Here is a 24,363-nt window from a genome sequence, read left to right as displayed (position 1 = left end):
TTGCCTTGGAGTCTAAACAGCCGTCGAAGGCCGCCAGGTAACGAAGGGATGCGCGAATGTCACAAAGCGGTGACATTCGCCGCTCAATCGGTGCTACGCGGCAGGCTGAGAGTGACCCGCAGGCCACCCTGACGCAGGTTCAGCAGGCTGACCTCTCCGCCATGGCTATGGGCGATGTTGCGCGCGATGCCCAGCCCCAGGCCGTAGCCCTGCTGCTGACCGGCCAGACGAAAATGCGGTTCGAAGACCTGCTCAAGGCGCTGTTCGGGAACTCCAGGCCCCTGATCATCCACCTGCAGGACAAACCCCGTGGCGCTGTCGAGAATGCGCAGATGGGCCCGTTCGCCATACTTGATGGCGTTGTCGATCAGGTTACCAATGCACCGACGCAGGGCCAGGGGCTTGCCCGCGTAGGGCGCCAGGGCACAGCCTTCGAGGGTGATGCGGCCGTCGCCCAAGTAGGGCTCGGCGAGTATCTCCAGCACCTGGTTGAGGTCCACCGGCTCGATGTTCTCGTGGATGTCGGTGTCCTTCACACACTGCAATGCCCCTTTGACCAGCAGTTCGAGCTCGTCCAGATCACGACTGAACTTGGCCTGTAGCTGTTCGTCCTCGAGCAGTTCGACCCGCAGGCGCAAACGCGTGATAGGCGTGCGCAGGTCATGGGAAACGGCGCTGAACAGCTGCGCGCGCTCAGTCAGGTAGCGACTGATGCGCTCGCGCATGCTGTTGAAGGCCCGCCCCACTTCTGCCACTTCGCTGCCCCCACCTTCAGTGACTGGCGCGACATCGGCGCCCAGGGACATCTCCCGCGCCGCCCGTGCCAGACGCTTGAGCGGGCGGCTCTGCCAATGCACGAGCAGACCGATGAACAGCAACAGCAAAGCGGTGGTCAACGCGATGAAGCCGATCTGCTGACGCGGCAAGCGCTCGGTTTCCAGGCTCGTGTAGGGCTCAGGCAACAGCGAGGCGATGTACAGCCACTCGTCTTTGTCCAGGCGGATCTGGGTGACCAGCACCGGCGGGTTGAGCGGCTCCAGGGTCAGTGAGTAATGCGCCCAGGAGCGCGGCAGCTCGTCGAGCTTCAGGCCACTATTGAAAATGCGCAGCTCCTGGGGGCTGACGAATTCCACGGAGATTTCCATCTGCGGCCCCAGCCGCTCGTGCAGTACCGACTGGAACACGTCGATCACCGCCTGCTTGCGTGGCGTGATCGGCAGCACCGGCATATCCAGCGGCTTGTCGTTGAGCGAGACGAAGAACCGCGTGCCCCCCATGCTGCGCAACTGGTCCAGCACCATCGGCCGATAGGCGACTGGCAATGAGCGGAAGTAGCTGACACTGGCGCTCATCGAATGGGCCAGGCTACGGGCACTGGCCTGCAGGCCCTGGAGCTGGCTGGCACGCAGTTGGGAGACCCAGATCACGCTCGACAACCCTTGGGCCAGCAGCACCACCAACAACGTCAACGACAACATGCGCCCGAGCAGCGAGCGCGGCAGCAAGCGCCAACGCCGCTCAGCAGGCAGGGCAGACATGGGCCGCCAGCAGGTAGCCACTGCCGCGCACGGTGCGGATCAGCCGTGGCGGTTTATCCGTGTCACGTAGCCGCTGGCGCAGGCGGCTGACCGCCATGTCGACGATGCGGTCCAGCGGCATCGGCTCACGGCCTCGGGTGGCATTGCCGATGGTGTCGCGGTCGAGGATCTGCTGCGGATGGTCGAGAAACAGCTTGAGCAAGGCGAAGTCGGCGCCGGAGAGAATCACTTCTTCGCCATCGCGATGGAACAGGCGATGACTGATGGTATCCAGGCGCCAATCGTCGAAGGCCAGCACCGCCTGACTGGGTGCCGCCTGACCGAACTCGGCGCGGCGCAGCAACGCCTTGATCCGCGCCTGCAACTCGCGCGGGCTGAAGGGTTTGCCCAGGTAATCGTCGGCACCCAGCTCCAGGCCAATCACCCGATCGGTTTCATCGGAGCTGGCAGTCAGCATGATGATCGGCACCCGCGCCAGACGCGGGTGCTGACGCACCCAACGACACAGGCTGAAGCCATCCTCGTCGGGCAGCATCACATCGAGAATCACCAGATCGCAGGGCTCGGCCTCCAGCGCCTGGCGAAAGCCTTTGCCATCGGCCTCGGCATGCACCTGAAAACCTGACCGGCTCAGGTACGCCTGCAACAATTCGCGAATGTCCTGGTCGTCGTCGACCATCAGGATCGATTTGCCAGCAGTGGTCACTGAACCTTCCTCTGGTAGTGATAACGGATGGGCATCAAGGGCCTGGCGATCAATGACCCAATGCCTGCTGCAACGCCACACCGGCCCCCAGCAACCCGGAAAACTCCGCAGTCACCAGCCACACCGGCACCCCTTCGAAATAGCCGCTCATGCAGCCCTTGTCGGCAAAGCTCGCGGCAAAGCCACTGTGTAGAAACAGTTCGGCAAAACGCGGAATCACGCCGCCGACAATGTAAACCCCGCCCCGTGCTCCCAAGGTCAGTACATTGTTACCGGCCACGCGCCCGAGGAAACGGCAGAACTGCTCGATCACCGCCAATGCCCGCGGCTCGCCGCCCAGCGCGGCATCGGTGATATGCGCAGGCGTCTTGTGCCTGGGGATGTCGCCATCGAGCGCGCACATGGCTTGGTACAGACGCACCAGCCCGCCGCCACTCAATACCGTCTCGGCGCTGACATGGCCAATCTGCCGATGGATCTGCTGATGGATCGCCGCTTCGCGTTCGTTGCCCACCGGCAGATCGACATGACCTCCCTCACCCGGCAAGGCCAGCCAATGCTGGTTGTCCAGGCGCAACAGGCTGCCCACGCCCAGGCCGGTACCTGGGCCGATGACCAGAGCCGGGCGTGCAGGGTCGGCTGCGCCCGGACACACCTGGCGATACTCGTCCGGCTGAAGGCGCGTCATGCCCAGTGCCATGGCACTGAAGTCGTTGATCAACAGCAGGTGCTCGACCTGCAAAGCCTGGCAGAAGGCACGGCGGCTCAGACGCCAGTGGTTGTTGGTAAAGCGAAATGCGTCGCCGCTCACAGGCCCGGCGACTGCCAGGCATACGGCCGCCAGCCCGCCGCGGGCAATGCCTTGCCCGGCCAGATAAGCCTCGATGGCCTGCTCGGGGCTGGTGTAGTCGGCAGTGGCCAGAACCTGCACCGCCTGCAACTGGTTGTCGTGCCACAAGGCAAAGCGGGCATTGGTGCCGCCGATATCGCCAACCAGCAGCGCAGTCATTTGAGCTGCTCCAGGGCCGAGGTGAAGGCGCTGGCGCCTTGCTCGGCCGGGCTGAACGCCACCCGCATGAAGCCGAACAGCTCGCGCCCCATTCCCAAGTCGTTGCCCTGGGGTGGTGCCGGCAGATCACGGGTGGCCAACTCCTCGGCCGATACCATCAGCTGCAGCGTGCCTTCGACGCCATCGACCCGCACGATATCGCCATCGCGCACCCGCGCCAGCGGGCCACCGTCGTAAGCCTCGGGGCACACATGAATGGCCGCCGGGATCTTGCCCGAAGCGCCGGACATCCGCCCGTCGGTGACCAGCGCCACTTTGTAGCCACGGTCCTGCAACACCCCCAGGAAAGGGGTCAGCTTGTGCAACTCAGGCATGCCGTTGCAACGCGGTCCCTGGAAGCGCACCACCGCGACGAAGTCGCGCTCCAGCTCGCCGGCCTTGAACGCATCGGCCAGGGACTGCTGGTCATGGAATACCCGGGCCGGCGCCTCTACGACCTGGTGCTCAGGTGCCACGGCCGATACCTTCATCACACCTCGCCCAAGGTTGCCGTTCATCACCCGCAGGCCACCTTCGGCGGAGAACGGTCGTGCCACCGGGCGCAGGATGCTCTCGTCCAGGCTCTGGCGCGGCCCTTCACGCCAGACCAGCTTGCCTCCCTCGAGGAAGGGCTCCTGGGTGTAGCGGCGCAGGCCGTGGCCGGCCACGGTATTGACGTCCTCATGCAACAGCCCGGCATCGAGCAGTTCGCGGATGAGAAACGCCATGCCGCCCGCCGCCTGGAAGTGGTTGATGTCGGCCTTGCCGTTGGGATAGACGTGGGACAAGGTCGGCACCACCTCGGAGAGGTCCGCCATGTCCTGCCAGGTCAACTGGATGCCGGCAGCCTGGGCGATGGCCGGGATGTGCAAGGTGTGGTTGGTGGAACCGCCGGTGGCGTGCAGGGCGACGATCGAGTTGACCAGCGCCTTCTCATCGACGATCTCGCCCAAGGGCATGAAGCTGCCGCTGGCCTTGGTCATGCGTGTGACCTGTTGCGCCGCCTCGGCGGTCAGGGCGTCACGCAGCGGTGTATAGGGATTGACGAACGATGCGCCGGGCAAGTGCAGGCCCATGACCTCCATCACCAGCTGGTTGGTGTTGGCCGTGCCATAGAAAGTGCAGGTGCCGGGGCTGTGATAGGACTTCATCTCCGATTCCAGCAGCTCTTCGCGGCTGGCCTTGCCTTCGGCGTAGCGCTGGCGTACGTCGGCCTTTTCCTTGTTGGAGATCCCCGAAGGCATTGGCCCGCCTGGGACGAAGATGGTCGGCAGATGACCAAAGCGCAGGGCGCCCATCATCAGGCCGGGCACGATCTTGTCGCAGATGCCGAGCATCAATGCGGCATCGAACATGTTGTGGGACAAGGCGATGGCGGTGGACATGGCGATCACTTCACGGCTGGCAATGGCCAACTCCATGCCCGGTTCGCCTTGGGTGACGCCATCGCACATGGCGGGCACGCCACCGGCGAACTGGCCGACCGAGCCGATCTCGCGCAGAGCCTGTTTGATCTGTTCCGGGAAGTGCTGGTACGGCTGGTGCGCCGACAGCATGTCGTTGTAGGCCGAGACGATGGCCACGTTGGCGGCGTTCATCATCCGCAGGCTGTGTTTGTCCTCGGCACCGCAGCCGGCCACGCCGTGGGCGAAGTTGGCACATTGCAGGCGGGCGCGCATGGGACCGTCGCTGGCCGCGCCGCGAATCAGCTCCAGGTAGCGTTCACGGGTGGCACGGCTGCGTTCGACCAACCGTGCGGTGACCTCAAGGATGCGCGGATGCATGTACTGGACTCCAGGCTGACTGTAAGGGTGGCGTCGATGGGCATTTCCCCTTCAAACGATTGCGGCCTAGGCTCAAGGTAAGGGGGCCTGACGCGATCTGGGGGTGGTCTGCCCGACCACTCGTTGTAGGTTTAACAAAATACTGCCATCAAAAAGGCTTGTTTTCTATCAAACAGTGAATAATCTTGTAATTCCAATAACAAAACCGTTTCAGTGAAGTGACCTTTTTGCCACAAGCTTCACTCGGACTGCCAGAGGTAATGCCATGACCCTTCGGATCGCCATCAATGGATTTGGCCGCATCGGACGCAACGTCCTGCGCGCACTCTATACCCAAGGCTACCGCCAGGACCTGCAAGTCGTCGCCATCAACGACCTGGGCGACAGTGCGATGAATGCCCACCTGCTCAAGTACGACAGCGTGCACGGCACGTTCGACGCTCAAGTCGAATCCGACCAGGAGAGCCTGACGGTCAATGGCGACCGTATCTCGGTCAGTGCCATTCGCAACCCGGCGGAGCTGCCCTGGAAGGCCGAAGCGGTGGATGTGGTGTTCGAATGCACGGGCTTGTTCACCGACCGCGCCAAGGCAGCAGCCCACCTGAGCGCCGGCGCAAGCAAGGTGATCATCTCGGCGCCCGCCAAGGGAGCCGACGCCACGGTGGTGTACGGGGTCAACCACGACACCTTGCGCGCCTCGCACCAGATCATCTCCAATGCTTCTTGCACCACCAACTGCCTGGCGCCGATCGCCCAGGTGCTCCACCGTGAGTTCGGCATCGAGCACGGGCTGATGACCACCATCCACGCCTACACCAATGACCAGGTGCTCACCGACGTCTACCACACCGACCCCTATCGCGCGCGCTCGGCCACCCAGTCGATGATCCCGAGCAAGACCGGCGCCGCCGAGGCCGTGGGCCTGGTGCTGCCGGAGCTGGCCGGAAAGCTCACGGGCATGGCGGTGCGGGTGCCGGTGATCAATGTGTCGCTGGTAGACCTGACCGTCAACCTCAAGCGCGAAGCCAGCGCCGAGGAGGTCAACCAACTGTTCCTCGAAGCCAGCCGGCACTCACGCATCCTGGGCTACAACGCCCTGCCGCTGGTGTCCTGCGATTTCAACCATAACCCGCTGTCGTCGATCTTCGACGCCAACCACACCCGCGCCAATGGCCGGATGCTCAAGGTGATGGCCTGGTACGACAACGAATGGGGCTTCTCCAACCGCATGCTCGACAACTGCCTGGCGCTGTGCAACGCGGGTTGACCTGGCAGACCATCGCACGCTGCGCCAGTGCCTGATGGGTTCTTTTGTAGGACCTGGCGAAGCCTGCGACGGGTCGCAACACCGCGACACTTACCCACTCTTTACATCGATGAGGCTTGACCAAACCACAAGATGATAAGCATTATCATTTGCCTTTCGTCGGTCAGGTTTCCTCGTGAGTCAGTCCCGGTTCAACACAGTGTTCCTCACCCAGCGCCTCCCTTTGCTGCGCACGTTGCAGCGCATGGTGGGCAACCCCAGCACGGCCGAGGATCTGCTCCAGGAGACCTACCTGCGGGTCACCCGCGCCTTGGGCGAACGCCCCATCGAGCACTTGGAGCCGTTCGTGTTCCAGACTGCGCGCAACCTTGCGCTCGATCACCTGCGCGCGCGCCGCGTGCAGGCCCGCACGCTGGTTGACGATGTCCCTGAGGAGGTGCTGCACAACGTCGCCGCGCCGACGAGCAGCAGCGAAGAGGCCGCTCACGCCGAGCAACTGCTCAAGCACCTGAGCGTCAGTCTCGATCAGCTCACCCCACGCCAGCAGCGCATTTTCATCCTCAGCCGACTGCATGGCGCCAGTTACCTGGAAATCGCCGAGCAGTTGAAGGTGTCCGCCAGCACCGTACAGAAAGAGCTGAAACTGATCATGGCCATCTGCGTGGGCGTCGCCGAGCGCCTGCGCTGAGCCGACCATTCGCCGGTCGGCAGCGCCCCCCACTTGCCACGCCTGCTCGCAGCCATGATCATTCGCGAAAAACCCACAGCAAGGATTTTCTGTGACAGACAGCCCTGCCCCTCGCCCGTCTCCCGACGCGCCTGATGCCCGAGCGCGTGCCATGGACGAAGCGCTGGACTGGCTGGTACGTCTGCAATGCGCCAGTGAGCAAGACACCCGGGATTTCGAAGCCTGGCTGGGCGCCGCCGCAGAGAACGCCGAAGCCTATGTCGAAGCCGAAGCCCTGTGGAACGGCGCCCCGCTGCATCAGGCCGCCGTGCAATTGAACCACCGTCACCGCACCGCCTTGCGCGGTCGCCTGCGTACCCACTGGAAACCTTTGGCCACCGCCGCCGTGCTGCTGGTCGGGCTGCTTACCTTCGGCAACCTGCCCGTGCGCCTGCAGGCCGACCACTTGACCGTGGTCGGCGAACGTCAGCGCCTGCAACTGGACGACGGCGCCCAGGTATTGCTCAACACCAATTCAGCCTTCGCCAACGACCTGCGTGACGGCCGCCAGGTCGCACGTCTGTTGCAAGGCGAGGCTTACTTCCAGGTACCGGGCAACAGCCCTGCCCCGCTGGAGTTGGAAGCAGGCCCACTGCGCGCGCAGGCAAAAGACACCGACTTCGCCGTGCGTTACCTCGATGGCGAAGCGCAAGTGCGGGTGCAGCGTGGCGATATCGACTTGCAGGGCGCCCGTGACCAGCGCATCCGCCTGTCGGCCGGCGACAGCATCAGCGTCGGCCCTCAGGGGTTCGGCCAGCGCCAACGCCCGGACATGCACAAAGACCTAGCCTGGGTCGAAGGCCGTCTGGTGTTCGAGAACTGCCCGCTCAGCCAAGTGCTTGCCGAAGTGCGCCGCTACTACCCCGGTTGGATCATCAACCGCAACCCGAAGCTCGAACAGGTTGCGGTGACCGGCAACTACCGCCTGGACCAACCTCTGGAAACCCTGCGCGCCCTGGCCCACATCACCTCTGCACAAGTGCATGAGTATCCGGCGCTGGTGATCCTCAATTGACGCCCTGAAGTTTTTTTACGCGATCGCGCCTTCCCGTCCGTCTCGTTATAGCCAATGCAACTGATTCTTGTTTGAAACAAGAACGGTCACCACCTATAACAGTTCGCGCGTCAGGGAGCGCCTTCGATGTCCACAGGTCCAACTCGCCCGTCCACCCCTTCCCGCCGCATGGGGCAATTGTCCTTGCTGACCCTGGCCCTGCTCGCCAGCGGCGCCTGCAGCCTGCCTACCCTGGCCGCAGAACCGGCCAATACCAGCAACCCACGCCTGGGCGACTACCGCTTTGCCATCGAGCAGCAGCCACTGGTCTCGGCGATCAACGCGTTCAGCCAGATCACCGGCTGGCAGGTCGGGTTCAGTGCCGAATTGGCCGAGGGCGTGTCGTCACCGGGGGTACGGGGCTCGCTGCCTGCTGAAGCCGCATTGCGCCGTCTGCTGCAAGGCACCGGGCTGAGCCTGCGCAAGATCGGCAACGCCAACGTGGTATTGGAGCGCCAGCAGGCCGGCAACACCATCGCCCTGCAGCAACTGACCGTGAGCGCCACCCGCAGCGCCCAGGACGTCAGCCAGGTGCCAAGCACCGTCAGCGTGCAGACCCGCGAGCAACTGGATCGCAGGAACGTCAACGACATCAAGGAACTGGTCCGTTACGAGCCCGGCGTCTCCGTCGGCGGCGTCGGCCAGCGCAGCGGCCTGAACGGCTACAACATCCGCGGCATCGATGGCGAACGGATCCTCACCCAGGTCGACGGCGTCTCGGTTCCGGATGGTTTCTTCTACGGCCCCTATGCCCAGACCCAACGCAACTATGTCGATCCCGAGATCGTCAAGCGCGTGGAGATCCTTCGCGGCCCAGCCTCGGTGCTCTATGGCAGCAATGCCATTGGCGGCGCGGTCAGCTACTTCACCCTCGATCCGGACGACATCATCAAGCCTGGCAAGGACATGGGCGCCCGCCTCAAGACCGGCTACAGCTCGGCCGATGAAAGCTGGCTGACCTCCGCCACCGCCGCCGGCCGCCAGGGCGACTTCGACGGCCTGTTGCATCTGAGCCAGCGCAACGGTCACGAAACCGAATCCTACGACGAGCACGGTGGCACCGGCCTTGACCGCACCAAGGCCAACCCCGAGGATGCGCGCACCACCAACGTACTGGCCAAACTTGGCTGGAACTACGCCGAGGACGCGCGAGTGGGCGTTACCTACGAGCGTTACAAGGACGATCGCGACCAGAATGTGCTCAGTGCCGTGGGTGGACCGTTCATTCCCGGCATGGGCGCTTCGAACATGTATCGCGCCCGAAGCGCCGATGACACCATCACGCGGGAACGCTTCGGCATCACTCATGAGTTCGGCCTCGACAGCCTGCTGGCCGATCACATGAAATGGAGCCTGAACTACCAGATCGCCAAGACCGATCAACGCACCGAGGAGCTGTACTTCGCCCGTGGCCGCGAAGTGCTTCGTGATCGGCAGACGACCTACAAGGACCGCCAATGGGTGCTCGATGCACAGCTCGACAAAGCGTTCACCGTTGGCGCCACCGACCATCTGCTGACCTACGGCACAACGCTCAAGCAAGAAAAAGTCACCGGTTCTCGTAGCGGTACGGGCGTCTGCCTGAATGTTGGTGGCTCCTGCACAGCCATCGGCCAGATCAGTCCCCCCGACAGCCTGGCCCGGGTCAGCGACTTCCCCGACCCGACCATCAACACCTACAGCCTATTCGCCCAGGACGAGATCCGCTGGAACAACTGGACCTTCCTGCCGGGCGCACGCTACGACTACACCCGGCTCAAGCCGCACCTGACCGATGAGTTCCTGGCCACCCTGCCGACCTCGGGCAACACCACCGTCAGCGACAAACAGAAGAACTGGCACCGCGTTTCGCCCAAGCTGGGCGTCACCTACGCCTTCAACGACCACTACACCTGGTACGGGCAGTACGCCGAAGGCTTCCGCACGCCGACGGCCAAGGCATTGTATGGCCGCTTCGAGAACCCGGCCGGCGGCTATGTGGTCCAGCCGAATCCGAACCTTGAGCCGGAAAAGAGCAAAAGCTACGAGACCGGTCTGCGCGGCAACTTCGATGCGGGCAACTTCGATGTCGCCGCCTTCTATAACAAGTACCGCGATTTCATCAATGAAGACGCCCTGCTCAACGGCAACGACGCGCTCGACTTCCAGGCGCAGAACATCAAGCACGCCACCATCAAGGGCGCCGAGGTCAGAGGTCGTCTGAACCTGGATCGCTTTGGCGCACCGCAAGGCCTGTACACCCAAGGCTCGGTGGCCTACGCCTATGGCCGCAACGATGACACCGGCCAGCCGCTGAACAGCGTCAACCCACTCACTGGCGTGTTTGGCCTGGGGTATGAGCAGGACAGCTATGGCGGCCTGCTGAGCTGGACATTGGTCAAGCGCAAGAACCGCGTCGACGACACCACGTTCTTCTCCCCCGACGGCAGCACTTCGCGCTGGCGTACTCCCGGCTATGGCGTGCTCGACCTGAGCGGCTTCTACAAGATCACGGACGATTTGACCGTCAATGCCGGTCTGTACAACCTGACCGACAAGAAGTACTGGCAGTGGGATGACGTACGCAGCTATGCCACTGTCGGCCAGAACGGCCAGAGCGAAGCCGCCGTCACCCAGCCCGCCAACCTCGATCGCCTGACCGCGCCGGGACGCAACTTCGCCATCAATTTGATCTGGGATATCTGAGCGCCGTCGTGCGACGGCACCGCATCGCCTGCTTCGCGGCTGAAGCCGCTCCCACAGGGGCTGCGCCGGTCTCAGGATCGGCGCGGTACCAGTGGGGCCTTCACCCCTCTGCAAACACCTTTTTTACGGTCGGACCCGACCCGATTCGTCTCGTCTAGAGCCCTCATCTGCCAAGGACCTTTCCATGACCGCCACCCCCGCCCTGCGCTCGCAGCGCCTGAACCAGGTCACCCACGCACCGCACGCCGAGCTGGACGCCCTGGTCAAATCCCACAAGCCATTCGACAGCCGCGAAAGCTTCGCCCGCTTCGTGGTCGCCCAGTACCTGTTCCAGTCCGAACTGCAGGCCCTGTACAACGACCCGCGACTGATCACCATCGTGCCGGACCTGGCCCAGCGCTGCCGTGCCGAGCAGGCACGTCTGGACCTGGCCGACCTGGACACCGACGTTCCCGCCCCTTTGCCCGGCGCGTTGCAAGGGCCGAGCCTGGGCCAGGCCTTGGGCTGGATCTTCGTCTCCGAAGGCTCCAAACTGGGCGCCGCGTTCCTGATCAAGCGTGCCGTGGCTCTTGGGCTGTCCGACAGCTTCGGCGCCCGTCATCTGGGCGAGCCGGCCGGTGGTCGCGCCGAAGGCTGGAAGCAGTTCACCCGAATCCTCGATAACCTCGAGCTTTCGGCCGAGGAGGATGCCGCCGCCGAACGTGGCGCAGTGGCGGCCTTCGAGCGCTTCACCGAACTGCTCAAGCATGCCTATGCCGCGGATGCCGCACTGGCCTGAGAGGCTTCACCCGGTCACCGCTCCGTTGGCCGGACCGTTTTTTCGCAGTGAGACCATGACCCGACCAGCCCGCTCGAAACTCGCCCGCCTGCTCTACGCAATCCTGGCCTATGTCAGCTTGGGTATTGGGCTGGTCGCGATCGTCGTACCCGGCCTGCCCACCACCGAATTCATTCTCCTGGCCGCCTGGGCAGCGACTCGCAGCTCCCCGCGTCTGAGCGCCTGGCTGGAAAACCATCGGTTGTTCGGGCCGATCCTCCATAACTGGCGCAATGGCAAGGTGATCCAGCGCCGTGCCAAGGTCAGCGCCACGCTCAGCATGCTGCTGTGCGCGGGGCTGATGCTGGCGTTCTTCGAGCATCGCTGGCCAGTATTTCTGGCCATTGGCGGCATGACCCTGGGCAATCTGTGGATCTGGTCGCGCCCGGAGCGACCTGTCCCGCCCTGCCCCTCACAAACTCAGCACCCCTGAATACAAGCCGTAGGCCGCTAGCCCCGCTCCGGCCAGCACCGCTGCGAAGATCAGCTTTTCCCAGCCAGTGAACAACGCCTTGCCTTGTTCGTGCTTGGCTCGGGCGAACAGGATCACGCCCGGCGCATAGAGCAGGGCCGAGAGCAGCAGGTACTTGAGCCCCCCGGCATACAGCAACCAGACGGCATAGAGCAGCGCCACCAGGGCGACTACCAGGTCCTTGCGACGCAACTGCGGCTGCTCGGCATAGCCTTCACCACGCAGGGTCAGCAGCACCGCGTAGGCCGCCGACCAGAAGTACGGCACCAGAATCATCGACGACGCCAGGTAGATCAGGCTGGTGTAGGTGCCCGCCGAGACCAATGTGATCAGCAGGAAGCCCTGAATCATCACATTGGTCAGCCACAGGGCGTTGGCCGGTACATGGTTGGCGTTCTCCTTGGCCAGGAAACGCGGCATGGTCTGGTCCCGCGCCGTGGCAAAGAGGATCTCGGCGCACAGCAGCGCCCAGGAAAGCAGCGCACCCAGCAGCGATATCGCCAAGCCAATGCTGATCAGCAAGGCGCCCCAGGGCCCGACGATGTGTTCCAGCACCGAAGCCAACGAGGGGTTCTGCAGATTGGCCAGCTCTGGCTGGGTCATCACCCCCAACGACAGCACATTGACCAGCACCAACAATGCCAGCACCCCGAGAAAGCCGATGACCGTGGCCTTGCCCACGTCCGAGCGATGCAGCGCCCGCCCCGAATACACACTGGCGCCCTCGATGCCGATGAACACGAACACGGTCACCAGCATCATGTTGCGCACCTGCTCCAGCACGTTGCCGAACTTGGGGTTGCTCAGCCCCCAGATGTCACGGGTGAAGATATCGGCCCGGAAGGCGAAGGCGGCAATGACGATGAAGATCAGCAGCGGCACCACCTTGGCCACGGTGGTCACCTGGTTGATGAACGCCGCTTCCTTGATGCCGCGCAGTACCAGAAAGTGCACTGCCCACAACAGCAAAGACGCACAGGCGATGGCTACCGGCGTATTGCCCTCGCCGAAGACCGGGTAGTAGAAACCCAGGGTGCTGAACAGCAACACGAAATAGCCCACATTGCCCAGCCATGCGCTGATCCAGTACCCCCAGGCCGAGGAAAAGCCCATGTACTCGCCAAAGCCGGCCTTGGCGTAGGCGTACACCCCTGAGTCCAGCTCCGGCTTGCGGTTGGCCAGGGTCTGGAACACGAACGCCAGTGCCAGCATGCCCACGGCAGTGATGCCCCAACCGATCAGCACCGCGCCCACATCGGCGCGCGCCGCCATGTTCTGCGGCAACGAAAAGATCCCACCGCCGATCATCGAGCCGACCACCAGCGCGATCAACGCACCCAGGCGTAGCTTCTGTCCCGGTTCACTCATAGGGCTCCCCTTTGGGCTGTTGTCATACGCATGAAACACCTTGTTGATTCTTATAACGGAGCGGTCAACTCATATTAGACCAAGCGATCAAGGCTAAAACCCTCATAACGAGTCGGTCTATATAGTTGGCATTAATACTGCGCGTTCCATGAGGCAGGTCAGTGACAAACATAGTTAAGACGGGGTTTTCTCGAAAATTTGCTTATTGCCCAAAAGCGGCTAGCTTGAAACCTCGCAGGCCACACGAGCTTTTGCTCTAGAAGGACACGGAGGTGCCAGCGCATAAGGCCTGCAGCATAAGCAGTCGGCACTCTCCAGGAGTCATGTGAAGGAGTTTTCCTACTTCGCATCACCATGAAACTGACCCATGTCAGCACATGGCACAGGCGTCGGATTTACTCTGAGGTCAACTTTCTCCTGGCATGGAGTTGTTAAATGTCTGATTCTCCCGGAAAACTAAAACTGGGTGCACTTGTTGCACTTGTCGTCGGTTCCATGATTGGCGGCGGGATATTTTCGTTGCCGCAAAACATGGCCGCCAGCGCCGGTGTCGGTGCTGTATTGATCGGCTGGGCCATCACGGCGGTCGGCATGTTGACCCTCGCCTTCGTGTTCCAGACGCTGGCCAATCGCAAACCGGATCTGGACGGCGGGGTGTATGCCTACGCCAAGGCAGGGTTCGGCGACTACATGGGCTTTTCCTCAGCCTGGGGCTACTGGATCAGCGCCTGGCTGGGCAACGTCGGCTACTTCGTCCTGTTGTTCAGCACCTTGGGCTATTTCTTCCCGATCTTCGGTGAGGGCAACACGCCGGCGGCCGTGATCGGCGCCTCGATCCTGCTGTGGGCGGTGCACTTTCTGGTACTGCGCGGCATCAAGGAAGCGGCGTTCATCAACCTGGTCACCACCGTGGCCAAGGTCGTGCCACTGGCGCTGTTCGCGCTGATCTGCCTGTTCGCCTTCAAGCTGGACATTTTCACCGCCGACATCTGGGGTAAAGGCTCCCCTGACTTAGGCAGCGTGATGGACCAGGTGCGCAACATGATGCTGGTCACCGTATGGGTGTTCATCGGCATCGAGGGCGCGAGCATCTTCTCCTCCCGGGCGGAAAAACGCTCCGACGTAGGTAAGGCTACCGTCATCGGTTTCATCACCGTGCTGCTGTTCCTGGTGCTGGTCAACGTACTGTCGCTGGGCGTGATGACCCAACCGGAACTGGCCAAGCTGCAGAACCCCTCGATGGCTGCCGTGCTCGAGCACGTGGTCGGGCACTGGGGCGCGGTGCTGATCAGCGTCGGGCTGATCATCTCGCTGCTCGGTGCGCTGCTGTCATGGGTGCTGCTGTGCGCCGAGATCATGTTCGCCGCGGCCAAGGACCACACCATGCCGGAGTTCCTGCGCCGCGAGAACGCCAACCATGTGCCGGCCAATGCGCTGTGGCTGACCAACGCCATGGTGCAGATCTTCCTGGTCATCACCCTGTTCTCCAACAGCACCTACCTGTCGCTGATCTACCTCGCCACCTCGATGATCCTGGTGCCTTACCTGTGGTCGGCGGCCTATGCGGTGCTGCTTGCGGTACGGAGCGAAACCTACGAACAGGCCCTGGCCGAACGCCAGAAAGACCTGATCATTGGTGGCATCGCCCTGTTGTACGCCATCTGGCTGCTGTATGCCGGCGGCGTGAAATACCTGCTGCTCTCGGCCCTGCTCTATGCCCCTGGCGCGATCCTGTTCGCCAAGGCCAAGCGCGAGGTCGGCCAACCGATCTTCACCTCGGTTGAAAAACTGATCTTTGCCGCCGTCGTGGTGGGCGCCCTGGTGGCCGCCTACGGACTCTACGACGGCTTCCTGACGCTTTGATCCACGTCTTCGCATTCTTGGAGGAATGAACATGTCCACGGAAAAACAGAAGTACGGTGTCCACTCCGAAGCCGGCAAACTGCGCAAAGTGATGGTGTGCGCTCCAGGTCTTGCTCACAAGCGCCTGACCCCGAGCAACTGTGACGAGCTGCTGTTCGATGACGTGATCTGGGTCGACCAGGCCAAGCGCGACCACTTCGACTTCGTCACCAAGATGCGCGAGCGCGGCGTCGAGGTGCTGGAGATGCACAACCTGCTCACCGACATCGTGCAGAACCCCGAAGCACTGAAATGGATCCTCGACCGCAAGATCACCCCTGACACCGTCGGTGTCGGCCTGACCAACGAAGTGCGCAGCTGGCTGGAAGGCCTGGAACCGCGTCACCTGGCCGAATTCCTGATCGGCGGTGTGGCCGGCCAGGATCTGCCGGAAAGCGAAGGTGCCAGCGTGGTCAAGATGTACAACGACTACCTGGGCCATTCCAGCTTCATCCTGCCACCTCTGCCCAACACCCAATTCACCCGCGACACCACCTGCTGGATCTACGGCGGCGTGACCCTCAACCCGATGTACTGGCCAGCACGACGCCAGGAAACCTTGTTGACCACCGCCATCTACAAGTTCCACCCCGAGTTCACCAAAGCCGACTTCCAGGTCTGGTACGGCGACCCGGACAAAGACCACGGTCAGGCCACCCTCGAAGGCGGCGATGTGATGCCGATCGGCAAGGGCATCGTGTTGATCGGCATGGGCGAGCGCACCTCGCGCCAAGCCATCGGCCAACTGGCACAGAACCTGTTCGCCAAAGGTGCGGTGGAGAAAGTCATCGTCGCCGGGCTGCCTAAATCTCGCGCGGCCATGCACCTGGACACCGTGTTCAGCTTCTGCGACCGCGACCTGGTCACGGTTTTCCCGGAAGTGGTCCGCGAAATCGTGCCGTTCATCATTCGCCCGGACGAAAGCAAGCCTTACGGCATGGACGTGCGCCGCGAGAACAAGTCGTTCATCGAGGTGGTCGGCGAGCAACTGGGCGTCAAGCTGCGCGTGGTCGAGACCGGCGGCAACAGTTTCGCTGCCGAGCGCGAACAGTGGGATGACGGCAACAACGTGGTGGCGGTCGAGCCCGGCGTGGTCATCGGCTACGACCGCAACACCTACACCAATACCCTGCTGCGCAAGGCCGGAATCGAAGTCATCACCATCAGTGCCGGCGAACTGGGCCGGGGCCGTGGCGGCGGCCACTGCATGACCTGCCCGATCGTTCGCGACCCAATCGACTACTAACGACCATTTCCCCGGCCGTCCTCACAAGGCGACGGCCGGGCCGACCCGAACTCAAGGAGAACCGTCATGGCGTTCAACATTCACAACCGCAACCTGCTCAGCCTCGAACACCACACCACCCGCGAGCTGAAATACCTGCTGGACCTGTCCCGCGACCTCAAGCGCGCCAAGTACACCGGCACCGAACAACAGCACCTGAAGGGCAACAACATCGCCCTGATCTTCGAGAAGACCTCGACCCGCACCCGCTGCGCCTTCGAAGTCGCCGCCTATGACCAAGGCGCCAACGTCACCTACATCGACCCGAACTCCTCGCAGATCGGCCACAAAGAGAGCATGAAGGACACCGCTCGCGTGCTGGGCCGCATGTACGACGCCATCGAGTACCGTGGCTTCAAGCAGGAAATCGTCGAGGAGCTGGCCAAGTTCGCCGGTGTACCGGTGTTCAACGGTCTCACCGACGAGTACCACCCGACCCAGATGATCGCCGACGTGCTGACCATGCGTGAGCACAGCGACAAGCCGCTGCACGATATCAGCTATGCCTACCTGGGCGATGCCCGCAACAACATGGGCAACTCGCTGCTGCTGATCGGCGCCAAGCTTGGCATGGACGTGCGCATCGCCGCGCCCAAGGAACTGTGGCCTCATGACGATCTGGTCCAGCGCTGCAAGCAGTACGCCGAAGAAAGCGGCGCACGCATCACCCTGACCGAGGATGCCAAGGCTGCGGTCAAGGGCGTCGACTTCATCCACACCGATGTCTGGGTGTCGATGGGCGAGCCGGTCGAAGCCTGGGGCGAGCGCATCAAGCTGCTGCTGCCCTACCAGGTGAACAAGGAACTGATGAAGTCCACCGGCAACCCTCGCACCAAGTTCATGCACTGTCTGCCGGCATTCCACAACTCCGAGACCAAGGTCGGCAAGCAGATCGCCGAACAGTACCCGCACCTGGCCAACGGCATCGAAGTCACCGAGGACGTATTCGAGTCGCCAGCGTGCATCGCCTTCGAGCAGGCGGAAAACCGCATGCACACCATCAAGGCGATCCTGGTGTCGACCCTGGCTGATCTCTAACGCTATTGGCTGCAAGCTTCAAGTTCCAAGCCACAAGAAACGCGGCGCCTCACACCGACCCGCCTCTGCTTGCAGCTTGCGACTTGAAGCTTGAAGCTGACCTGAGAAGGACATTCACCATGCGTATCGTTGTTGCATTGGGCGGCAACGCCCTGCTGCGTCGCGGCGAGCCCATGACCGCTGAAAACCAGCGCGCCAATATCCGCACCGCCACCGAGCAGATCGCCAAGATCCATCCTGGCAACGAACTGGTCATCGCCCACGGCAATGGTCCGCAAGTCGGCCTGCTGTCGCTCCAGGGCCTGTCCTACAAACCCGACGAGGCTTACCCGCTGGACGTGCTGGGTGCCGAGACCGAAGGCATGATCGGCTACATGATCGAACAGGAGCTGGGCAACCTGCTGGCCTTCGAAGTGCCGTTCGCCACGCTGCTGACCCAAGTGGAAGTGGATGCCAACGACCCAGCCTTCAAGGACCCGACCAAGTTCATCGGCCCGGTCTACAGCAAGGAAGAGGCCGAGCGCCTGGCCAAGGAGAAAGGCTGGGTGGTCAAGGCCGACGGCGACAAATACCGCCGCGTAGTGGCCAGCCCCAAACCCAAGCGCATCTTCGAAATCCGCCCGATCAAGTGGCTGCTGGAAAAGAGCAGCATCGTGATCTGCGCAGGCGGCGGCGGCATCCCTACCATGTACGATGAAAACCGCAAGCTCAAAGGCATCGAAGCCGTCATCGACAAGGACCTGTGCTCGGCCTTGCTGGCCGAACAACTCGATGCCGACCTGCTGGTGATTGCCACCGACGTCAACGCCGCATACATCGACTTCAACAAGCCGACCCAGAAAGCCATTGCCCAGGCCCACCCCGACGAACTGGAACGCCTGGGCTTTGCCGCCGGCTCCATGGGGCCCAAGGTGCAAGCGGCCTGCGATTTCGCCCGCCACACCGGCAAGGTGGCGGTGATCGGCTCGCTGTCGGACATCGAAGAGATTGTCAAAGGCACCGCCGGTACCCGCGTGTCCACCGCCAAGCCGGGGATCAGCTACCGTTGAATGCAGTAGGCGGGCGTCTGACGCCCGCCGTTTTCGACCTTCCAGAGGAGCGTGTCAATGGCCCAATACCACCCCGGTCATGTCCATATCGAGCGCACCGCGCTGAACAAGAATGACCACAGCTATGACTTGAACATCGAATACGAGGCCGCGTCGGACCCCAAGGAAGGCAGAGGCATCCAGTTCCACATGCACGGCATCATCGAGGGCAAGACGGTCGAGGAAAAATTCTTCCTGGCCAAGGACCAGGTGCTGCCCAGCTTCCTCATGCAACTCTCCCGCCGGGCCCAGTCCTACCTGGCGCCGCCCAAGAAATTCGAGAACCTGGGTTCGCCGCACAAGATCTACGACTGGATGTTCAAGGACATCCGCGAGAAGCTGGACGTGAAATCGGGCGATCCGATCAAGCCTGAACACCTGGAATGACTTCACGATCAGGGGCCGCACAGCGGCCCCGGCAATATTGGGCTTGATCGACCGACCGAGGCATACTACCGCCCTCCCCTGGCCACAGCCCCCTCAACCCCATGCGCATCCATGTCAGTTTCATCGACCGCGTCGGCATCACCCAGGAAGTCCTGGCCCTGCTCGGTGCCCGCAATCTCAACCTGGACGCCGTGGAGATGGTGCCGCCGAACGTCTACATCGATGCGCCCACCCTTAGCCCTGCCGTGCTCGAAGAGCTCCACGATGCGTTGTTCGAAGTCCAGGGCGTGCAGTCGGTGGAAGTGGTCGACATCCTTCCCGGCCAACGCCGACACCTGCAGCTCGATGCTCTACTGGCCGCCATGAGCGACCCGGTGCTGGCGGTGGACAGCGCAGGCAAGGTGCTGCTGGCCAACCCGGCGTTGATCGCCCTGTGCGGGCGCGAATCGGCCGGCCGCTCCGTGGGCGAGCTGTTCAATGACCCAGGTCTGCTGCAGGCTCTGCTGGACAACAATTTCCACCTGCCGATGCGCGAGATGCAGCTCAATGGCCAGAGCTTGCTGCTCGACGCTACACCGATCACCCATGCTGGCGGTCTGCTCACGCTTTACCCGCCGAACCGCATGGGCGAACGCCTGTCGGCCCTGCATCACGACCATGCCGAAGGGTTCGATGCCTTGCTCGGCGACTCCCCGGCGATCCGCACCCTCAAGGCCCGCGCCCTGCGCGTCGCGGCCCTGGACGCGCCACTGCTGGTGCACGGCGAGACCGGCACCGGCAAGGAGTTGGTGGCCCGTGCCTGCCATGCCATCAGCAGTCGCCATGCCGCGCCATTCCTTGCGTTGAACTGCGCGGCCCTGCCCGAGAGCTTGGCCGAAAGCGAGCTGTTCGGCTATGCCCCAGGGGCATTCACCGGGGCACAACGCGGCGGCAAGCCGGGGCTGATGGAGCTGGCCAACCAGGGCACCGTGTTCCTGGATGAGATCGGCGAAATGTCGCCTTACCTTCAGGCCAAGCTGCTGCGTTTTCTGAGTGACGGCAGCTTTCGCAGGGTCGGCGGCGACCGGGAAATCAAAGTGGACGTGCGCATCATCAGCGCCACCCACCGCGACCTGGAGCGCATGGTGGCCGAGGGAAGCTTTCGCGAGGACCTGTTCTATCGCCTCAACGTGCTGAATCTGCAGGTTCCCCCCCTGCGCGAACGTGGCCAGGACATCCTGCTGTTGGCGCATTTCTTCATGCAACAGGCCTGCACACAGATCCAGCGCCCACCCTGCCGCCTGGCCCCGGCCACACACTCGGCGCTCTTGGCCAACCCCTGGCCGGGTAACGTGCGCCAATTGCAGAACGTGATCTTCCGCGCCGCAGCCATCAGCGAACATAGCCTGGTGGACATCGACGATCTGGACATTGCCGGCACCGCCGTGGCCCGTGGCCAGGACGGCGAAGTGGCCAGCCTCGAGCAGGCCGTGCAGGCCTTCGAGCGCGATCTGCTGCAGCGCCTATACCTGAGCTATCCGTCCACCCGCCAATTGGCCAGCCGCCTGCAAACCTCCCACACCGCGATTGCCCAGCGGCTACGCAAGTACGGGATTCCAAACAAAGCATGAAGCGGGGCTCGCGCCTCGGTTCGACAGCGCCCCGCCAGCGTCGGGGTGACGCATAAAACCACAAAAATAACCGTCATAAGCCGATAACTTTCAGAATAAACCTACGTACTCGCGTAATGGCCGTCCCTAGAATGGCGCGCCCAAGTAAATATTCTTCTGAATTTACAAAGAGTACGCATCACATGCTTGAGCTCGATTTCTATGGGACACTCGTCGCCGCCTCCCTGGTGCTGCTATTAGGACGAGGCCTCGTTGCACGCATCGCTTTTCTGCGCACTTACAATATTCCCGAACCGGTCGCCGGTGGCTTGCTGGTCGCCGTGGTGTTATTGGGACTGCGCAGTTTCGATATCCAGGTCCAATTCGATACTTCACTGCAAACACCTTTGATGTTGGCATTCTTCGCCACCATCGGCTTGAGTGCGGATTTCGCCAGCCTGAAGAAAGGCGGCCGTGTCGTCGGCATCTTCCTGCTGGTGGTCACCGGATTGCTGGTGGTCCAGAACGCCATGGGCATCGGACTTGCCACGGCGCTTGGATTGGACCCGCTGATGGGCTTGCTGGCAGGTTCGATCACCTTGTCGGGCGGGCACGGCACAGGCGCTGCGTGGGGAGCCACCTTCAGCGAGAAGTTCGGTCTGGCCTCAGCGTCCGAACTGGCACTGGCCTCCGCCACGTTCGGCCTGGTGTTGGGCGGTTTGATTGGTGGTCCGGTCGCACGCTTGCTCATCGCCCGCGTCCAGACGCCGGGTGTCGAGCAAGAGACGCCCCGCTTGCCACAGGGGTTTGAACAACCCAACAAAGAGCGCCTGATCACACCCTTTTCTCTGATCGAAACCATCGCGCTGATTTCGGTCAGCTTACTGGCAGGTTCCCTATTGAATAAGTTTCTGCACGGGACCGCATTCGAACTACCGACCTTCGTGTGCGTCTTGTTCGTAGGCGTACTGCTACGAAACGGGCTTTCGATGTTTGGTTTGTATCAAGTATTCGAGCGCGAAGTTTCGGTCATGGGCAATGTCAGTTTGTCGTTGTTTCTGGCCATTGCATTGATGTCGCTGAAGTTATGGGATCTTGCGGCGCTGGCATTGCCGTTCTTCATTCTTTTGGCAGTCCAGGCATTGGTGATGGCGCTCTTTGCGATCTTCGTGACCTTCAGGGTCATGGGCCGCAACTATGATGCTGCCGTACTTGCAGCCGGCCATTGCGGTTTTGGCCTGGGCGCCACGCCAACGGCGATTGCCAATATGCAGGCTGTGACGCAACGCTATGGCCCATCGCAGATAGCGTTTCTGGTGGTGCCGATGGTGGGGGCATTCTTCATCGACATCATCAACGCCATTGTCATCAAGCTGTACTTGGCGTTGCCATTTTTTGCCGCCGTGTAACGACCAACTGAATCATCGGGACACGCGGCAGCGGCAGGACGGCCCTGGTCGCAGCGGCAATTTTTACGCTCTTTTTACACTCACCAAAAGCAGTTGAAACGATACTGGCTGCGCTTGCTGCTTGAACGGTCCATGCCGGCGTTGCGCCTCTGCGTAGCGCCAGCATGGACCGTTCAGGCGCCAGGGAAGCGCGCAGCATAGGGAAGGCACGCGCTCTCGACCCGCCCGTCCAGAGAAGTCATCCGTGAGCCAGACTGCGACCACTGCACATCAAACCCTTCCCAGCAAAACCTCAGGCGTCGGCATGCTCGTTGCCGCAGTCGGCGTGGTGTATGGCGACATCGGTACCAGCCCGTTGTACACCCTCAAAGAAGTCTTCTCAGGCCACTATGGCGTCCAGGTCAACGCAGCCGGCGTATTGGGCGTGCTGTCGTTAGTGTTCTGGTCGTTGATCTGGGTCGTCTCGATCAAATACGTGTTGTTCATCCTGCGGGCCGACAACCAGGGCGAAGGCGGCATCATGGCCCTGACGGCGCTGGCGCACCGGGCCGCGGCGCCTTATGCGCGACTGAGCCGGGTGCTGGTGTTGCTCGGCCTGTTCGGCGCTGCCTTGTTCTATGGCGACAGCATGATCACTCCAGCGATTTCCGTGCTGTCGGCGGTCGAAGGGCTGCAACTGGCCTTCGATGGCATCGAGCATTGGGTCGTGCCCGTCTCGGTGGTGGTACTGGTCGCGCTGTTCATGATCCAGCGACACGGCACAGCGCGCATCGGCATCCTCTTCGGGCCGATCATGGTGCTGTGGTTCGTGGTGCTCGGGGCGCTTGGCGTTCATGGCATCGCGCAGCGCCCCGAGGTATTGCAAGCGCTCAATCCCACTTGGGCGGTGCAGTTCTTCGTTGTCCACCCGGGCATGGGTGTCGCCATTCTGGGGGCGGTGGTACTGGCATTGACCGGCGCGGAGGCGCTCTATGCCGACATGGGGCATTTTGGCCGCAAGCCCATCGCGCGGGCCTGGTTTGTGTTGGTGTTGCCCGGGTTGGTGCTGAACTACTTCGGGCAGGGCGCGTTGATCCTGGGCAACCCAGACGCCGTGCGCAACCCGTTCTATCTGCTGGCGCCCGGCTGGGCCTTGTTGCCGATGGTCGGGCTGGCCACCCTTGCCACCATCATTGCCTCACAAGCGGTGATTTCCGGCGCCTTTTCCCTCACCCGCCAGGCGATTCAGTTGGGCTATGTACCGCGCATGTTCATCCAACACACGTCCAGCGAGGAACAGGGCCAGATCTACATTGGTATGGTGAACTGGGCACTGATGGTCGGCGTCGTACTACTGGTGATCGGCTTCGAATCCTCCAGCGCCCTGGCTGCCGCCTATGGCGTGGCCGTCACCGGCACCATGCTGATCACCACGCTGCTGTCATCGGCGGTGGTGCTGTTGCTGTGGAAGGCGCCGCGTTGGTTGGCCGTTCCCTTGTTGCTGGGCTTCTTGCTGGTCGACAGCCTGTACTTTTCCGCCAACGCGCCGAAAATCCTGCAAGGCGGAGCCTTCCCGGTCATCGCCGGGGTTGCCCTGTTCGTGCTGATGACCACCTGGAAGCGCGGCCGCCGGATCATCGTCGAGCGACTCGACGAAAGCGCACTGCCGCTCGACCTGTTCATCGCCAGCCTGCAGTTCCAGCCTCCGCATCGGGTACAAGGTACGGCGGTGTTCCTCACCGCCAGGGCCGAGGCGGTGCCCCATGCGCTGCTGCACAACCTGCTGCACAACCAGGTGCTGCATGAACAGGTTGTCCTGTTGACCGTCATGTCCGAAGACGAGCCGCGTGTCAGCGCCAACAAACGCTTCGAGGTCGAGGCTTTCGGCGAAGGCTTCTTCCGCGTGACCCTGCACTTTGGCTTCATGGAGGAGCCGGACGTACCGAAGGCGCTAGGCGGATGCCAACGCGACGGCCTCGATTTCGGCCCCATGCGTACCACCTACTTCCTCAGCCGCGAAACCGTCATCGCGACCAAGCGAATCGGCATGGCCCGGTGGCGTGAGTACCTGTTCGCCTTCTTGCTCAAGAATGCCAACAGCAACCTGAGATACTTCAAGTTGCCGTTGAACCGGGTGATCGAACTCGGTACGCAGGTCGAGATGTGAGGCAAGGGGCCAAAGCCTGCCAAGCCGGCCGACGACACATCGGCCGGCAACCG

General features: G+C 62.5%; 19 protein-coding genes. 14 read left to right on the top strand and 5 right to left on the bottom strand.

The features are described 5' to 3' along the window. Nucleotides 1-83: 83 nt before the first annotated feature. The 4 genes from BLS27_RS20520 to edd all read right to left on the bottom strand — a co-directional run bounded on the left by BLS27_RS20520 (nt 84) and on the right by edd (nt 5,076). A complete protein-coding gene (locus BLS27_RS20520) occupies nt 84-1,538 on the bottom strand; it encodes an ATP-binding protein (protein ID WP_090346669.1) in 1,455 nt (484 codons plus the stop codon). Then, nucleotides 1,519-2,217, bottom strand: coding sequence for a two-component system response regulator GltR (gltR, locus tag BLS27_RS20515; RefSeq protein WP_232111710.1), 699 nt, complete (start codon nt 2,215-2,217; stop codon nt 1,519-1,521). Before gltR ends, BLS27_RS20520 begins: the two co-directional genes overlap by 20 nt. Nucleotides 2,218-2,293: 76 nt before the next feature. Then, complete coding sequence (locus BLS27_RS20510; protein WP_043210665.1) at nt 2,294-3,253, bottom strand: glucokinase; 960 nt, start codon at nt 3,251-3,253, stop codon at nt 2,294-2,296. After that, nucleotides 3,250-5,076, bottom strand: a complete 1,827-nt coding sequence (gene edd / locus BLS27_RS20505) for a phosphogluconate dehydratase (protein WP_043210667.1) — start codon at nt 5,074-5,076, stop codon at nt 3,250-3,252. Before edd ends, BLS27_RS20510 begins: the two co-directional genes overlap by 4 nt. A 265-nt stretch (nt 5,077-5,341) precedes the next feature. Here edd and gap point away from each other — a divergent pair, with 265 nt between their 5' ends. The 6 genes from gap (at nt 5,342) to BLS27_RS20475 (ending at nt 12,059) form a co-directional block, all read left to right on the top strand. Beyond that, nucleotides 5,342-6,343 carry a type I glyceraldehyde-3-phosphate dehydrogenase gene (gap, locus tag BLS27_RS20500; protein ID WP_090346664.1) on the top strand — a complete coding sequence of 334 codons (1,002 nt, stop codon included), beginning with the start codon at nt 5,342-5,344 and terminating at the stop codon, nt 6,341-6,343. A gap of 175 nt (nt 6,344-6,518) precedes the next feature. After that, complete coding sequence (locus BLS27_RS20495; protein ID WP_090346661.1) at nt 6,519-7,031, top strand: RNA polymerase sigma factor; 513 nt, start codon at nt 6,519-6,521, stop codon at nt 7,029-7,031. A gap of 91 nt (nt 7,032-7,122) precedes the next feature. Beyond that, the gene (locus tag BLS27_RS20490) at nt 7,123-8,085 is read left to right on the top strand and encodes a FecR family protein (protein ID WP_090346658.1); all 963 of its coding nucleotides are present in this window, start codon (nt 7,123-7,125) and stop codon (nt 8,083-8,085) included. 126 nt (nt 8,086-8,211) lie between these two features. Beyond that, nucleotides 8,212-10,809: a TonB-dependent receptor gene (locus BLS27_RS20485; protein WP_090346655.1), complete on the top strand. Its 2,598-nt coding sequence runs from the start codon at nt 8,212-8,214 to the stop codon at nt 10,807-10,809. A gap of 184 nt (nt 10,810-10,993) precedes the next feature. Beyond that, a complete protein-coding gene (locus BLS27_RS20480) occupies nt 10,994-11,587 on the top strand; it encodes a biliverdin-producing heme oxygenase (protein ID WP_090346653.1) in 594 nt (197 codons plus the stop codon). A 55-nt stretch (nt 11,588-11,642) separates the two neighbouring features. Next, on the top strand, nt 11,643-12,059 hold the full coding sequence (locus tag BLS27_RS20475; RefSeq protein WP_090346650.1) for a YbaN family protein: 417 nt from the start codon (nt 11,643-11,645) through the stop codon (nt 12,057-12,059). Here the strand turns inward: BLS27_RS20475 and arcD (BLS27_RS20470) are convergent. Then, nucleotides 12,039-13,466 carry an arginine-ornithine antiporter gene (gene arcD / locus BLS27_RS20470; protein ID WP_090346647.1) on the bottom strand — a complete coding sequence of 476 codons (1,428 nt, stop codon included), beginning with the start codon at nt 13,464-13,466 and terminating at the stop codon, nt 12,039-12,041. The two genes, BLS27_RS20475 and arcD (BLS27_RS20470), sit on opposite strands and share 21 nt — an antisense overlap. Nucleotides 13,467-13,901: 435 nt before the next feature. Here arcD (BLS27_RS20470) and arcD (BLS27_RS20465) point away from each other — a divergent pair, with 435 nt between their 5' ends. The 8 genes from arcD (BLS27_RS20465) to BLS27_RS20430 all read left to right on the top strand — a co-directional run bounded on the left by arcD (BLS27_RS20465) (nt 13,902) and on the right by BLS27_RS20430 (nt 24,310). After that, nucleotides 13,902-15,329 carry an arginine-ornithine antiporter gene (gene arcD, locus BLS27_RS20465; protein ID WP_043210686.1) on the top strand — a complete coding sequence of 476 codons (1,428 nt, stop codon included), beginning with the start codon at nt 13,902-13,904 and terminating at the stop codon, nt 15,327-15,329. Nucleotides 15,330-15,360: 31 nt separating this feature from the next. Then, nucleotides 15,361-16,614, top strand: a complete 1,254-nt coding sequence (gene arcA, locus BLS27_RS20460) for an arginine deiminase (RefSeq protein WP_043210687.1) — start codon at nt 15,361-15,363, stop codon at nt 16,612-16,614. A gap of 66 nt (nt 16,615-16,680) precedes the next feature. After that, nucleotides 16,681-17,691 (top strand): ornithine carbamoyltransferase, encoded by a 1,011-nt coding sequence (locus BLS27_RS20455; protein ID WP_043210689.1) that lies wholly within the window; start codon nt 16,681-16,683, stop codon nt 17,689-17,691. Between the two features lie 119 nt (nt 17,692-17,810). Further along, nucleotides 17,811-18,740 carry a carbamate kinase gene (gene arcC, locus BLS27_RS20450; RefSeq protein ID WP_043210691.1) on the top strand — a complete coding sequence of 310 codons (930 nt, stop codon included), beginning with the start codon at nt 17,811-17,813 and terminating at the stop codon, nt 18,738-18,740. Nucleotides 18,741-18,797: 57 nt separating this feature from the next. Then, nucleotides 18,798-19,166, top strand: a complete 369-nt coding sequence (locus BLS27_RS20445) for a DUF5064 family protein (RefSeq protein WP_070574787.1) — start codon at nt 18,798-18,800, stop codon at nt 19,164-19,166. Nucleotides 19,167-19,267: 101 nt separating this feature from the next. Next, nucleotides 19,268-20,776, top strand: coding sequence for a sigma-54-dependent transcriptional regulator (locus tag BLS27_RS20440; RefSeq protein ID WP_043210693.1), 1,509 nt, complete (start codon nt 19,268-19,270; stop codon nt 20,774-20,776). A 182-nt stretch (nt 20,777-20,958) separates the two neighbouring features. After that, nucleotides 20,959-22,164, top strand: a complete 1,206-nt coding sequence (gltS, locus tag BLS27_RS20435; protein WP_043210694.1) for a sodium/glutamate symporter — start codon at nt 20,959-20,961, stop codon at nt 22,162-22,164. Nucleotides 22,165-22,408: 244 nt separating this feature from the next. Further along, a complete protein-coding gene (locus tag BLS27_RS20430) occupies nt 22,409-24,310 on the top strand; it encodes a potassium transporter Kup (protein ID WP_043210696.1) in 1,902 nt (633 codons plus the stop codon). The last annotated feature ends 53 nt before the right edge of the window (nt 24,311-24,363 follow it).

This window comes from Pseudomonas guariconensis (genome assembly GCF_900102675.1).
GTDB classification, from domain to species: Bacteria; Pseudomonadota; Gammaproteobacteria; order Pseudomonadales; family Pseudomonadaceae; genus Aquipseudomonas; species Aquipseudomonas guariconensis.
This window is presented reverse-complemented; position numbering and strand designations above follow the sequence as displayed.

Excerpts from the sequence above, each read along its gene's own strand:
- BLS27_RS20520 (WP_090346669.1), bottom strand. The coding sequence starts at position 1,538 with ATGTCTGCCCTGCCTGCTGAGCGGCGTTGGCGCTTGCTGCCGCGCTCG.
- gltR (WP_232111710.1), bottom strand. The coding sequence starts at position 2,217 with ATGGTCGACGACGACCAGGACATTCGCGAATTGTTGCAGGCGTACCTG.
- BLS27_RS20510 (WP_043210665.1), bottom strand. The coding sequence starts at position 3,253 with ATGACTGCGCTGCTGGTTGGCGATATCGGCGGCACCAATGCCCGCTTT.
- edd (WP_043210667.1), bottom strand. The coding sequence starts at position 5,076 with ATGCATCCGCGCATCCTTGAGGTCACCGCACGGTTGGTCGAACGCAGC.
- gap (WP_090346664.1), top strand. The coding sequence starts at position 5,342 with ATGACCCTTCGGATCGCCATCAATGGATTTGGCCGCATCGGACGCAAC.
- BLS27_RS20485 (WP_090346655.1), top strand. The coding sequence starts at position 8,212 with ATGTCCACAGGTCCAACTCGCCCGTCCACCCCTTCCCGCCGCATGGGG.
- BLS27_RS20480 (WP_090346653.1), top strand. The coding sequence starts at position 10,994 with ATGACCGCCACCCCCGCCCTGCGCTCGCAGCGCCTGAACCAGGTCACC.
- BLS27_RS20475 (WP_090346650.1), top strand. The coding sequence starts at position 11,643 with ATGACCCGACCAGCCCGCTCGAAACTCGCCCGCCTGCTCTACGCAATC.
- arcD (WP_090346647.1), bottom strand. The coding sequence starts at position 13,466 with ATGAGTGAACCGGGACAGAAGCTACGCCTGGGTGCGTTGATCGCGCTG.
- arcD (WP_043210686.1), top strand. The coding sequence starts at position 13,902 with ATGTCTGATTCTCCCGGAAAACTAAAACTGGGTGCACTTGTTGCACTT.
- arcA (WP_043210687.1), top strand. The coding sequence starts at position 15,361 with ATGTCCACGGAAAAACAGAAGTACGGTGTCCACTCCGAAGCCGGCAAA.
- BLS27_RS20455 (WP_043210689.1), top strand. The coding sequence starts at position 16,681 with ATGGCGTTCAACATTCACAACCGCAACCTGCTCAGCCTCGAACACCAC.
- arcC (WP_043210691.1), top strand. The coding sequence starts at position 17,811 with ATGCGTATCGTTGTTGCATTGGGCGGCAACGCCCTGCTGCGTCGCGGC.
- BLS27_RS20445 (WP_070574787.1), top strand. The coding sequence starts at position 18,798 with ATGGCCCAATACCACCCCGGTCATGTCCATATCGAGCGCACCGCGCTG.
- BLS27_RS20440 (WP_043210693.1), top strand. The coding sequence starts at position 19,268 with ATGCGCATCCATGTCAGTTTCATCGACCGCGTCGGCATCACCCAGGAA.
- gltS (WP_043210694.1), top strand. The coding sequence starts at position 20,959 with ATGCTTGAGCTCGATTTCTATGGGACACTCGTCGCCGCCTCCCTGGTG.